The 12881-nt window shown below is 59.0% G+C and carries 10 protein-coding genes and 2 tRNA genes; 10 read left to right on the top strand and 2 right to left on the bottom strand.

Features of this window, described 5'->3' with window-relative positions:
• Positions 1-161 precede the first annotated feature (161 nt).
• The 3 genes from QRN48_RS22590 to QRN48_RS22580 all read left to right on the top strand — a co-directional run bounded on the left by QRN48_RS22590 (position 162) and on the right by QRN48_RS22580 (position 4781).
• Entirely contained in the window at positions 162-1349 is a 1188-nt protein-coding gene (locus tag QRN48_RS22590) for an ATP phosphoribosyltransferase regulatory subunit (protein WP_285353413.1), read from the top strand.
• 54 nt (positions 1350-1403) lie between these two features.
• Positions 1404-2696 carry an adenylosuccinate synthase gene (locus QRN48_RS22585; RefSeq protein ID WP_037015720.1) on the top strand — a complete coding sequence of 431 codons (1293 nt, stop codon included), beginning with the start codon at positions 1404-1406 and terminating at the stop codon, positions 2694-2696.
• Between the two features lie 150 nt (positions 2697-2846).
• Positions 2847-4781: a methyl-accepting chemotaxis protein gene (locus tag QRN48_RS22580; RefSeq protein WP_285353410.1), complete on the top strand. Its 1935-nt coding sequence runs from the start codon at positions 2847-2849 to the stop codon at positions 4779-4781.
• A 53-nt stretch (positions 4782-4834) separates the two neighbouring features.
• Here QRN48_RS22580 and QRN48_RS22575 read toward each other — a convergent pair.
• Together QRN48_RS22575 and QRN48_RS22570 are read right to left on the bottom strand one after the other, a co-directional pair.
• Positions 4835-4921 (bottom strand) — tRNA-Leu (locus tag QRN48_RS22575).
• Positions 4922-5111: 190 nt separating this feature from the next.
• Positions 5112-5198 (bottom strand) — tRNA-Leu (locus tag QRN48_RS22570).
• A 213-nt stretch (positions 5199-5411) separates the two neighbouring features.
• Here QRN48_RS22570 and rnr point away from each other — a divergent pair.
• From rnr to dnaB, 7 genes are all read left to right on the top strand, one after another.
• Positions 5412-8021, top strand: a complete 2610-nt coding sequence (rnr, locus tag QRN48_RS22565) for a ribonuclease R (protein ID WP_191942732.1) — start codon at positions 5412-5414, stop codon at positions 8019-8021.
• Positions 8018-8767: a 23S rRNA (guanosine(2251)-2'-O)-methyltransferase RlmB gene (gene rlmB, locus QRN48_RS22560; protein ID WP_037015712.1), complete on the top strand. Its 750-nt coding sequence runs from the start codon at positions 8018-8020 to the stop codon at positions 8765-8767. Before rnr ends, rlmB begins: the two co-directional genes overlap by 4 nt.
• Before the next feature lie 333 nt (positions 8768-9100).
• Positions 9101-9523 carry a 30S ribosomal protein S6 gene (gene rpsF / locus QRN48_RS22555; protein WP_037015709.1) on the top strand — a complete coding sequence of 141 codons (423 nt, stop codon included), beginning with the start codon at positions 9101-9103 and terminating at the stop codon, positions 9521-9523.
• Positions 9524-9551: 28 nt separating this feature from the next.
• The gene (rpsR, locus tag QRN48_RS22550; RefSeq protein ID WP_037015707.1) at positions 9552-9782 is read left to right on the top strand and encodes a 30S ribosomal protein S18; all 231 of its coding nucleotides are present in this window, start codon (positions 9552-9554) and stop codon (positions 9780-9782) included.
• A 38-nt stretch (positions 9783-9820) separates the two neighbouring features.
• The gene (locus QRN48_RS22545) at positions 9821-10717 is read left to right on the top strand and encodes a YybS family protein (protein ID WP_037015705.1); all 897 of its coding nucleotides are present in this window, start codon (positions 9821-9823) and stop codon (positions 10715-10717) included.
• Between the two features lie 20 nt (positions 10718-10737).
• Entirely contained in the window at positions 10738-11184 is a 447-nt protein-coding gene (gene rplI, locus QRN48_RS22540) for a 50S ribosomal protein L9 (RefSeq protein WP_037015702.1), read from the top strand.
• Positions 11185-11332: 148 nt separating this feature from the next.
• A complete protein-coding gene (dnaB, locus tag QRN48_RS22535; protein WP_037015699.1) occupies positions 11333-12730 on the top strand; it encodes a replicative DNA helicase in 1398 nt (465 codons plus the stop codon).
• Positions 12731-12881 lie beyond the last annotated feature (151 nt).

Raw genomic sequence — 12881 nt, 5'->3', positions numbered from 1 at the left:
CGTGGCGTGTTCCGTGCGCGGCAGTTTTTTCGAGGACGGTGTTCACCTTAACGCGGCGCATCAGGCACGGGACTTTTCCATGCCCGCGTCCGCAGAATGCTGTCTGCTTCACTCAAGGCTTGCCCAAGGGCCGGCCGCCCGGATCATAGGGGAAAGGCGTAATGGCAACGGTTGACCGCTGGCTGCTGCCGGATGGCATCGAAGAAGTACTGCCGCCGGAAGCTGCGCGCATTGAAGTCGCGCGTCGTCAGGTGCTGGATCTGTTTCAGAGCTGGGGCTACGAATTCGTCGTGACCCCGCACATCGAATACCTCGAATCATTGCTCACAGGTGCGGGCCAGGATCTGGATCTTCGCACCTTCAAGGTCGTCGATCCGCAATCGGGTCGGCAGATGGGCTTTCGCGCGGACATCACTCCGCAGGTCGCACGCATTGACGCACACACTCTGCGTCGCGAAGGCCCGAGCCGGCTCTGCTACGCTGGCAGCGTGTTGCATGCGCAGCCGCGTGCGCTGTCGTCTTCTCGCAGCCCGATCCAGCTAGGCGCCGAGCTGTACGGCGATGCAAGTCCGAGCAGTGACGTCGAGGTCATCAGTTTGATGCTGGCGATGCTGCAGTTGGCGGACGTTCCGGATGTCCACATGGATCTGGGTCACGTGGGGATCTACCGTGGCCTTGCTCGCGCTGCCGGCTTGTCTGGCGAAGTCGAGCAGCAGCTGTTTGATGCATTGCAGCGCAAAGCCATCGACGAGGTCATTGCGTTGACCGAAGGTTTACCCGCCGATTTGGCCGGCATGCTGCGGGCGCTGGTTGATCTGTGCGGTGACCGCACGGTGCTGGGCCAGGCGCGCGACCGTTTGGCGGCCGCGCCGGCGCCCGTCATTGAAGCGCTGGATGATCTGCAGGAAATTGCCGAACGCCTTTCGGCTCGTTTTCCTGAGCTACCGTTGTATTTTGACCTCGGCGAGTTGCGCGGCTACCACTACCACACGGGTGTGGTGTTCGCGGTATTCGTGCCGGGTGTCGGTCAGTCGATCGCTCAGGGCGGCCGATACGATGACATCGGTGCCGATTTCGGTCGCGCCCGCCCGGCAACGGGCTTTTCCACTGATTTGAAGACACTGGTGACGCGAGGTCGAGCGCAGATCGAGCTGCCATCTGGCGGTATCTGGATGCCCGACAGCACCGATGCAGCATTGTGGCGAAAGGTTTGCCAGCTGCGTGCCGACGGTCAACGTGTGGTCCAGGCGCTGCCAGGACAACCGGTTTCGGCGGCAAAAGACGCCGACTGCGACCGGCAATTGATTCAGCAAGGCGAGTTTTGGCAAGTACTGCCGCTGGCCTCTTGAGTTTCCCTGCCGGCCGCTGCCGGCACCAAGTTTGCGCGAATGAGGACAAGTGTTATGGGTAAGAATGTCGTAGTCCTGGGCACCCAATGGGGTGATGAGGGCAAAGGCAAGATCGTTGATCTGCTGACCGAACATGCAACGGCGGTGGTGCGCTACCAAGGTGGCCACAACGCCGGCCACACGCTGGTGATCGACGGTGAAAAAACCGTCCTGCACCTGATCCCTTCCGGTGTACTGCGCGAAGGCGTGCAGTGCCTGATCGGTAACGGCGTGGTTGTCGCACCCGATGCCCTGATGCGTGAGATCACCAAACTGGAAGAGAAAGGTATTCCGGTGCGCGAGCGTCTGCGCATCAGCCCGTCCTGCCCTTTGATCCTTTCCTACCACGTGGCTCTGGATCAGGCGCGCGAAAAAGCCCGCGGCGAACACAAGATCGGTACGACCGGTCGCGGTATCGGCCCGGCTTACGAAGACAAGGTTGCGCGTCGTGGCCTGCGCATCGGTGATCTGTTCCACCGTGAGCGCTTCGCCGCCAAACTGGGCGAGTTGCTGGATTACCACAATTTCGTGCTGGTCAATTACTACAAAGAGCCGGCGATCGACTTCCAGAAGACACTCGACGAGTGCATGGAATACGCAGAGCTGCTCAAGCCGATGATGCTCGACGTGACGGCAGTGCTGCACGAAATGCGTCGTGCCGGCAAAGACATCATGTTCGAGGGCGCCCAGGGCTCGCTGCTGGATATTGACCACGGTACTTACCCGTACGTCACCAGTTCCAATACCACCGCGGGCGGCATCGCCACGGGTTCGGGCATGGGGCCGATGTACCTGGATTACATCCTGGGCATCACCAAGGCTTACACCACTCGAGTGGGTTCGGGTCCGTTTCCGACTGAGCTGTTCGACGATGTCGGCGCGTTTCTGGCCAAGCGTGGTCATGAGTTCGGTGCAACCACCGGGCGCGCCCGTCGCTGCGGCTGGTTCGATGCGGTTATCCTGCGCCGCGCCATCGACGTTAACAGCATCTCCGGCATCTGCTTGACCAAGCTTGACGTGCTGGACGGTCTTGAGACCATCAACATCTGCGTGGGTTACAAGAACGAAAACGGTGCAGTCATCGACGCCCCGACCGACGCTGACAGTTACATCGGCCTGGAGCCCGTGTACGAAGAAGTGCCGGGCTGGTCCGAGTCCACGCTGGGTGCCAAGACGCTGGAAGAGCTTCCTGCCAACGCTCGTGCGTACATCAAGCGCCTTGAAGAACTGGTCGGCGCGCCAATCGACATTATTTCGACGGGCCCTGACCGCAACGAAACAATCGTTCTGCGTCACCCGTTCGATTGATAAGTCGTTGAAACACAAACAAAGGGTCGCCTCGGCGGCCCTTTGTTTTGCCTGTTGAAAACTGCGGAGCGCTGCGGCACGACCCTTGCTGTGAATCCATTTATAAGACGATGCCATCATTTTACTGGCGTGTGTTGTGGGGGATTTCCTGTGTCAGCCGTTACTTCTCTTCTGCGCAGCCGTTTGCTGCGCCCCGTGTTCATTGCTCTTGGAATTGCGCTTCTGGTGCAGGTCCTGATTGCCGTCGCCCTCACTCGGAGCACGGTTACCGCGCTTGAAGCTGAGCTGGCGACGCGTCTGGGTGAGGATTCGCAGCGGTTGTCCGGCGAACTGGAGCAGGCGAGCCGCGATGTGACCTCCAGTCTGGATGGCTTATCGCAGAGTACGCGTCAGCGCCTGAGCGCCGGGCTTTCCGCGCGCCTCAAGGACGAGCAAAAGCAGCTGCGCGCGACACTTGAGAAGGACCTCAAGGACTCGGCGACAGACATGGCCGAGTTACTGGCCGCCGTCGCGCCACGAGCCATGTGGGATGGTGATACGCCGACACTGTCTGAGTTCGCGCGCCGTGCGCAGCGCAATCCGAACGTTCTGTTTGTGGTGTATGACGATGCTCAGGGCGAGCACCTGACGCGTTATCTGAACCGCGAAAACGAGTCGATCAAGGCTTTGCTGGCCAAAGGCGAGGGCGAGCGTGCGATGGATAAAGTTCTGAACGCCGCCCAGAAAGATCCTTCGGTGTATTACGTTGAAGCGGCAATCAGCCCTAACGGTGTCGAGATCGGCAAGGTGCGGATGGGTGTATCCACGGCGTCCGTTGAGGAAAACCTTGCGACCCTGGACAAGCGATTTATTGCGCTGATCGGTAGCGGCGACCAGTTGGTATCTGAAAGCCTTGGCGGCGCTGCGGCGGAGAGTTCTTCTGCGTTGCGTTCGCGACTGCAAACGGCTCAGGCGTCCGCAGCTGCGATGGCGACCAATACCCGCTCTGCGGTGCAAGGCGCCGCAAGTACCCTGCGCTGGAGAATCGGCGTGGGCTTGTCTCTGGTCGGGTTGGGTGTCTTGGTTTTGCTGGCCATTGTGCTGGGGCGCCGCGTCGTGCTGCGCCTGCAGTTGCTCAATCGCGCGCTGGATGATCTGGCAGCGGGCGAGGGTGATCTGACCAAGCGGGTCAAACTCAATAGCAACGATGAAATCGGTGACATGGCTGCGGCCGTCAATCGCTTTGTCGACAAGCTGCAACCCATTGTTCGCGAGGCGGGCGACGTGGCTCAGCAGACGGGGCTGGAGATCGGCGCCATGAGCAAGCGCAATGCCGGTGCTGGCGCCGCAGCCGAGTTACAGCGCGATGAGGTGGCCGCCAGCCTTCAAGCGTTGGCGCAGATGGCAGACGAAGCGCAGGCCGAAAGCCAGGCGATGCAGGCCGCGCTTCAGCAGGTGGTCGATATCCGTCAAGCGACGGACGAGAACACACGAACCTCCAACCAGGTCGGCGGCCTGATCGAGGCGCTGGCCGGCCAGGTAGAGACCGGTGCTCAGGTGATCGAGCGATTGGCGTTGCAGAGCCAGCAGATTGAAGTGGTGCTGGAGGTGATCCATGGCATCGCCGAGCAGACCAACTTGCTCGCCCTCAACGCTGCTATTGAGGCTGCACGTGCCGGCGAAACTGGCCGAGGGTTTGCTGTCGTGGCCGACGAAGTCCGCGCCCTGGCCAGCAAGACGCAGAGTTCGACCGGGGATATCCAGGAACACATCGCCAAACTGCAATCTGGCGCGCGCGAGGCGGTGGCGACAATCGGTCTGGCCGGGCGTCAGGCAGAAGAGGGGTTGGCGGTGTTAAAAGACAGTACCCGGTTGCAGCAGTCGGTGCAGGCTTCGGTCGAGCAGGTGCACGCGGCAATCGGTCTTGCCACCCGGGCGGCAGAGCATCAGGCTCAAGGTGCCCAGGCGGTGCGAGGTCGAGTCGAGGTCATTCACGCTCAGGCGGAGAAGGCCGCCCAGGCGGTTGTGGAAACGACCGCCAGCGGCAAGACGCTGGACAAGCTGGCTGCGCAACTGAAGGCAAGCCTCGGTCAGTTCCGCGCATAGCGGGTGTACCCCAGAAAGCACAAAACCGAGCACTTGGCTCGGTTTTGTTTGTTTGGTGCCCAGAAGAAGACTCGAACTTCCACGACCTTGCGGTCACCAGCACCTGAAGCTGGCGTGTCTACCAATTTCACCATCTGGGCATGGCGCTGATTTAATTAGATTTTTAGTAATAGTGCAACTGAATTTTTGAATTTCTTGGAAGGATGATGGAGGCGTGCGAGGAGGGCGGACAGCCAAGGATATGTGATCTAAGCTCATGGCTGCCTGATGGAGCTGATTTTTCGGAACGCAAAAAGCACAAAACCGAGCCTGAGCTCGGTTTCGTTGAATTGGTGCCCAGAAGAAGACTCGAACTTCCACGACCTTGCGGTCACCAGCACCTGAAGCTGGCGTGTCTACCAATTTCACCATCTGGGCAGTTCGTTGATTTCATTCGATAAATCGATCGATTTCAACTACAACTAGGCAGTGCCGTCGTTGTGGGGCGCATCTTACGGATGAGATTAATGGCTGTAAAGCCCCTTCACGAAAAAAAATTGAAATAGCGAAAAGTCTCAGCAAATGCTGTCTTCGCGTTTCAATCTGGTATATGCCAAACTAATTACATACAGATAAGGTGAACTCATTCTAATGGCCGATTGGCAGTCCCTCGATCCCGAGGCCGCTCGTGAAGCGGAAAAATACGAAAACCCCATCCCTAGCCGTGAGCTGATCCTGGCTCACCTCTCCGAGCGCGGGTCGCCAGCGGCCCGTGAGCAGTTGGTGGAAGAATTTGGCCTGACGACTGAAGATCAGATCGAGGCCCTGCGTCGCCGGCTCCGTGCCATGGAGCGCGACGCGCAGCTCATCTACACCCGCCGTGGCACCTATGCGCCGGTCGACAAGCTGGACCTCATTCTGGGTCGCATCAGTGGCCACCGTGACGGTTTCGGTTTTCTCATCCCGGATGACGGCTCTGACGATCTGTTCATGAGCCCTGCGCAAATGCGTCTGGTGTTCGATGGCGACCGTGCGCTGGCGCGCGTTTCGGGCCTGGATCGTCGCGGTCGGCGCGAAGGCGTGATCGTCGAAGTCATCTCCCGCGCGCACGAGACCGTGGTTGGGCGCTACTTTGAAGAAAGCGGTATCGGCTTCGTCGTGCCGGACAACCCGAAGATCCAGCAGGAAGTGCTGATCACTCCGGGTCGCAATGGTGGCGCCAAGGTCGGCCAGTTCGTTGAAGTGAAAATCACCCACTGGCCGACCCCGCGCTTCCAGCCGCAAGGTGACGTGGCCGAGGTCGTGGGCAATTACATGGCGCCCGGCATGGAGATTGATGTCGCGCTGCGTACCTACGACATTCCTCACGTCTGGCCAGAGGCAGTGCTGAAAGAAGCTGCCAAGCTCAAGCCGGAAGTCGAAGAAAAGGACAAGGAAAACCGCGTTGATTTGCGTCATCTGCCATTCGTCACCATTGATGGTGAAGATGCGCGCGACTTTGACGACGCCGTTTTCTGCGAAGCCAAGCCAGGGAAGCTGCGCCTGTTCTCCGGCGGCTGGAAGCTTTACGTCGCGATTGCCGATGTGTCCAGCTACGTGAAGCTCGGCTCGGCACTCGATGCCGAATCTCAAGTGCGTGGCAACTCGGTTTACTTCCCCGAGCGCGTCATCCCGATGTTGCCTGAGCAACTGTCCAACGGCTTGTGCTCGCTGAATCCCCTGGTTGATCGTCTGGCAATGGTGTGCGAGATGACCATCTCCAAAACCGGCGAGATGACCGATTACGTTTTTTACGAAGCCGTTATCCACTCCCATGCCCGTCTGACCTACAACAAGGTCAGCTCGATGCTGGAGCACCCGAAAGCCGCAGAAGCCAAGCAGTTGCGCGAGCAATATGGCGACGTGGTCCCGCACTTGAAACAGCTTTATGCGCTGTACAAGGTGCTGCTGGGTGCGCGACACGTGCGCGGAGCCATTGACTTTGAAACTCAGGAAACCCGGATCATTTTCGGCACTGAGCGCAAAATCGCGGAGATCCGTCCGACGACGCGCAACGACGCGCACAAGCTCATTGAAGAGTGCATGCTGGCTGCCAACGTCGCGACTGCAGAATTTCTGAAGAAGCACGAAATTCCGGCGCTTTATCGTGTCCATGATGGACCGCCGCCCGAGCGGCTCGAAAAGTTGCGCGCCTTCCTGGGCGAGCTGGGTCTGTCTCTGCACAAAGGCAAGGACGGTCCAACGCCAAAGGACTATCAGGCACTGCTTGAAACCATCAAGGACCGCCCTGATTATCATCTGATCCAGACCGTCATGCTGCGCTCTCTGAGCCAGGCCGTTTACAGCTCGGATAATCACGGCCACTTCGGCCTGAATTACGAGGCGTACACGCATTTCACGTCGCCTATCCGTCGCTACCCGGACTTGCTGACTCATCGCGCGATTCGCAGTGTCATCCGTTCCAAGCAGGAAACACCACACGTCCGTCGTGCCGGCGCGGCCGCGATCCCTAAAGCGCGTATCTACCCGTACGACGAAGCCATGCTTGAGCAATTGGGCGAGCAATGCTCAATGAGCGAGCGCCGTGCCGACGAGGCGACCCGAGATGTCACGAACTGGCTGAAGTGCGAGTTCATGAAGGACCGCGTTGGCGAGTCGTTCCCCGGCGTCATCACCGCGGTCACCGGCTTTGGCCTGTTCGTCGAACTGACCGATATTTATGTCGAGGGCCTGGTCCACGTCACCGCGCTTCCTGGCGATTACTACCATTTCGATCCAGTACACCATCGTCTGGCAGGTGAGCGCACCGGCCGTAGCTTCCGCTTGGGCGACACGGTTGAAGTGCGCGTCATGCGCGTCGACCTTGACGAGCGCAAAATTGACTTTGAAATGTCGGAGAAGACCACCAGTGCCCCGATTGGCCGCAAGCGCCGATCAGCCGAACCTGCAGCGGCAGAGAAGGGCAAGGACACGTCGCCTGCCACTAAGTCAGGCCGCAAGACTGCGAAAGAGCCTGTTGTCGAGGCTTATCGCCCGAGTGATGCGGCTGCCAAAAATGCAGAGGTTCGCAAGAGCCGCGAGATGAAAAAAGCGCTGCTGACCGAAGCCAAGGGTGGTAGCAAGGCATCGTCGGGAAAGTCGGGGAGTGATGCCTCAGGCGCCTCTGGCAAGACGAGCAAGCATCGGAAAGGTTCTTCGAAGTCCGGCTCGGCTCCTGCCTCTAGCAGTGGCGGTGTGCGTAAACCTAAGGTCAAGTCATGAGTCAGCTGGAAAAGATCTACGGCGTCCATGCCGTAGAGGCGCTGTTGCGTCATCATCCCAAGCGGGTCAAGCAGATCTGGCTGGCTGAAGGTCGCAGCGATCCGCGGGTTCAAGTGCTGATCGAGCTCGCGGCGCAGAACCGTGTTTCTGTCGGACAGGCCGAGCGACGCGAGATGGATGCCTGGGTAGAGGGTGTTCACCAGGGCGTTGTTGCGGACGTCAGCCCTAGCCAGGTCTGGGGCGAGGCGATGCTGGACGAGTTGCTCGACCGCACCGAAGGCCCGCCGCTGATTTTGGTCCTCGACGGTGTCACTGACCCCCATAACCTGGGCGCCTGCCTGCGCACTGCCGATGCGGCAGGTGCTCTGGCGGTGATTGTGCCCAAGGACAAGTCTGCGACATTGACGCCGACCGTTCGGAAAGTGGCATGTGGTGCGGCGGAGGTCATTCCTCTCGTGGCCGTGACCAACCTGGCGCGCACGCTGGAAAAGCTACAGCAGCGCGGCCTATGGGTTGTTGGCACTGCGGGCGAGGCCGAACAGGAGTTGTACCAGCAGGACCTGACCGGCCCGACCATCCTGATCATGGGCGCCGAAGGCAAAGGCATGCGCCGTCTTACTCGGGAGCATTGCGATTATCTTGTGCGCCTGCCGATGGCCGGCAGCGTGAGCAGTCTGAACGTTTCGGTGGCGACTGGCGTTTGCCTTTTCGAAGCCCTGCGCCAGCGCGCTGCCGCGAAGAAGTGATCGGTTAAGAGCGGCAAGCCTCAAGCCTCAAGCCTGAAGCCTGAAGCCTGAAGCCTGAAGCCTGAAGCCTCAAGCTACAAGCTACAAGCCGGTCATGCTGTAGCTTGTAGCTTGTAGCTTGTAGCTTGTAGCTTGTAGCTTGTAGCTTGTAGCTTGCAGCTGTTGTTCAAATATTCACCAATCTCCTTGCGCCGCTCAGACCCCTTCTCTACAATCACGCCCCTTGCTGTCATGGCAGGCGCGCATGTGCCTGTCGCTGAGCAAGATAAACCAGTGTTATTCACTCCTTGTCTGACCGCTTTGGCGGCAGGCTACAACCCGTAAGGAGCATTCATGCGTCATTACGAAATCATCTTTCTGGTTCACCCGGACCAGAGCGAGCAAGTCGGCGGCATGGTAGAGCGTTACACCAAGCTGATCGAAGAAGACGGCGGCAAGATCCACCGTCTGGAAGATTGGGGCCGTCGTCAACTGGCCTACGCAATCAACAATGTTCACAAGGCTCACTACGTGATGCTGAACGTTGAGTGCACTGGCAAGGCTCTGGCCGAGCTGGAAGACAACTTCCGTTACAACGATGCCGTGATCCGTAACCTTGTCATCCGTCGCGACGAAGCCGTTACCGGCCAGTCCGAAATGCTCAAGGCTGAAGAAAACCGCAGTGAGCGCCGTGAGCGTCGCGATCGTCCTGAGCACTCCGACGCCGAAGGCGTTGATGGTGATGACAGCGACAACAGCGATAACGCTGACGAGTAATCCACGGACCTTTTGAGGAGCCCATTACATGGCACGTTTCTTCCGTCGTCGTAAATTCTGCCGCTTCACAGCTGAAAATGTGAAGGAGATCGATTACAAAGATCTCAACACCCTGAAAGCCTACGTATCCGAAACCGGCAAGATCGTTCCTAGCCGCATTACCGGTACCAAAGCTCGTTATCAGCGTCAGCTGGCTACCGCTATCAAGCGCGCCCGCTTCCTGGCCCTGCTGGCCTACACCGACAGCCACGGCCGCTGAGACCAGGTAGTCGACAAACGCAGTAAGGGATAGATCGCATGCGCGCCATGGCTGAATTCATCATGCGCGGCCGCGTGCAGGCCACTCTTGTAGTTGTTGGATGTGCGGCATTGCCGCTGTTGTTCTGGTTGAGTGCTGCCGCAGGTTGCCTTGTGCTCCTGCGACGCGGGTTGAGTGACGCCATGGGCGTACTCGCCTGGGCTTTGCTGCCGGCTTTGGTCTGGTGGTATTTCGGTGAACCTCGCACCCTTATGGTGTTGCTGGGTTCATGGGGGTTGGCGGCCGTATTGCGCGCCAGCGAGTCCTGGGTCCGCGTGCTGCTGGTCAGCGTAGTGGCTGGATTGTTGTACGCAGTTGTTTTGGGCGCGGTATTTCGCGAGCCCATCGAGGCCATGGCGGGAGAGCTGCAAAAACTCTTGCCCCATGTCTTCGGTGAAGCCTACCAGCAGATGTCGGTAGAAGAGCGAGCGCGTCTGGGAGCACTGATTACTCCGGTCCTTAACGGCCTGATCGCAGCGTTGTTGCAGATCGTCAGCGTGGTATGCCTGATCCTTGGGCGGTACTGGCAGGCGTTGTTGTATAACCCGGGCGGTTTCGGGCGCGAATTTCGCAGCCTGAAACTCCCGCGGGCACCGATGCTGGTGCTGCTGGTGTGCATGTTGGTGGGGCCGAATTTCGGTCCCCAGCTGGCGATGCTGACACCGTTGTGCAGCGTGCCGCTCATGTTCGCGGGCCTGGCCTTGATTCACGGTCTGGTGGCTGCAAAGCGCCTGACCCGGTTCTGGCTGGTGGGGTTGTACGTCACGCTGTTGCTGTTTATGCAGCTGATCTATCCGTTGCTGGTGGTGTTTGCCATTGTCGACAGCCTGATTGATTTTCGCGGCCGTCTGGCGTCGAAAGATGCCGATAACGGTTCTGCGAACGGTGAAGGTTAAAGTTAAGAGGTTATTACCAAATGGAACTGATCCTGCTGGAAAAAATCGCCAACCTGGGCAACCTGGGCGACAAAGTAAACGTTAAGGCCGGCTACGGTCGTAACTTCCTGCTGCCTTTCGGCAAAGCAACCGCTGCAACCGCTGCCAACGTGGCTGCGTTTGAAGAGCGTCGTGCAGAGCTGGAAAAAGCCGCCGCCGAGAAGAAAGCTTCTGCTGAAACTCGTGCTGCTCAACTGGCTGAGCTGGAAGTGACTATCACTGCCACCGCTGGTGACGAAGGCAAGCTGTTTGGTTCGATCGGTACTCACGACATCGCTGACGCACTGACCGCTTCTGGCGTTGAAGTGGCCAAGTCTGAAGTTCGTCTGCCGAACGGCACCATCCGTAACGTTGGCGAATACGACGTAGCCGTGCACCTGCACAGCGATGTTGAAGCTACCGTACGCGTCGTTGTTGTAGCTGCGTAAGCAGTCTGGTTTCTGCGCTTCGGTGCAGAAGTCTGACCGGCTGGTGGCTCGCGCCTCGGCCGGTTAGCATTGGGCACGTTCCTGTTCGCAGGTCGTGCCCTTTGTCATTTCTGAGTATCCTGATTCCATCCCCTGATTCCGTGTGGCCATGAACGACATCTCCGCTCCCGAGCAATATGACCTGCAAACAGCTGCCCTGAAGGTGCCGCCGCATTCCATCGAGGCCGAACAGGCCGTGCTTGGTGGTTTGATGCTGGACAACAACGCCTGGGAACGCGTGCTTGATCAGGTGTCGGATGGCGACTTCTATCGTCATGACCACCGTTTGATATTCCGCGCCATTGCCAAGCTGGCGGATCAAAACCAGCCGATCGACGTGGTGACCCTGGCCGAGCAGCTGGACAAGGAAGGGCAGACTTCGCAGGTGGGCGGCCTTGGTTACCTCTCGGAGCTGGCGAAGAACATCCCGTCCGTTGCGAACATCAAGGCGTACGCCCAGATCGTTCGCCAGCGCGCGACGCTGCGCCAGCTGATCGGCATCAGCACCGAGATCGCCGACAGTGCGTTCAACCCTGAAGGGCGCACCGCTGAAGAGATTCTCGACGAAGCCGAGCGGCAGATTTTCCAGATCGCCGAGGCGCGGCCCAAGACGGGCGGCCCTGTCAGCGTCAACGACCTGCTGACCCGCGCGATCGACCGTATCGACACGCTGTTCAATATCGGCGACGGCATCACCGGTCTTTCCACCGGCTACACCGACCTTGATGAGAAAACCAGCGGGCTGCAGCCGTCTGACCTGATCATCGTTGCAGGGCGTCCGTCGATGGGTAAAACCACCTTCGCGATGAACCTGGTTGAAAATGCGGTGCTGCGCAGTGACAAAGCAGTGTTGGTCTACTCGCTCGAGATGCCAGGCGAGTCGCTGATCATGCGTATGCTTTCATCGCTGGGCCGAATCGATCAGACCAAGGTGCGTTCCGGCCAACTGGACGACGATGACTGGCCGCGTCTTACCTCGGCGGTCAACCTGCTTAACGATCGCAAGCTGTTCATCGACGACACGGCGGGTATCAGTCCGTCGGAAATGCGTGCGCGTACGCGTCGTCTGGTTCGCGAGCACGGCGAAGTCGGTCTGATCATGATCGACTACCTGCAGTTGATGCAGATCCCCGGCTCAAGCGGCGATAACCGTACGAACGAAATCTCCGAGATCTCGCGTTCCCTGAAGGCGCTCGCCAAAGAATTCAATTGCCCTGTGGTCGCGCTCTCTCAGCTCAACCGCTCCCTCGAACAGCGTCCGAACAAACGCCCGGTGAACTCCGACTTGCGTGAATCCGGAGCCATCGAGCAGGATGCCGACGTCATTATGTTTGTGTACCGGGACGAGGTGTATCACCCCGAGACCGAACACAAAGGCATCGCTGAAATCATCATCGGCAAGCAGCGGAACGGCCCTATCGGGTTTATCCGGCTGGCCTTCATCGGTAAGTACACTCGTTTCGAGAACCTCGCCCCGGGCAGTTACAATTTCGATGATGATGAGTAACGAGCCCCTGGATCGTTAAGTTGATGGCTCAAGGTTCGCTCGCGGCAACATGAAGTGCCGGATTGAGCTGGTAGCCTCGTCATCTGTCCGATCGAGGCTGACCAAGCAGGGCCAGCAACGCGGTCTTTCAGGCTGCGGCGCGTTTAGACAA

Origin of the sequence: Pseudomonas sp. ME-P-057 (assembly GCF_030208975.1) — a bacterium.
In the GTDB taxonomy this organism is placed as follows: Bacteria; Pseudomonadota; Gammaproteobacteria; order Pseudomonadales; family Pseudomonadaceae; genus Aquipseudomonas; species Aquipseudomonas lutea.
The sequence above is the reverse complement of the archived record's forward strand: the minus strand, read 5'-3'. Positions and strand labels throughout refer to the sequence as shown.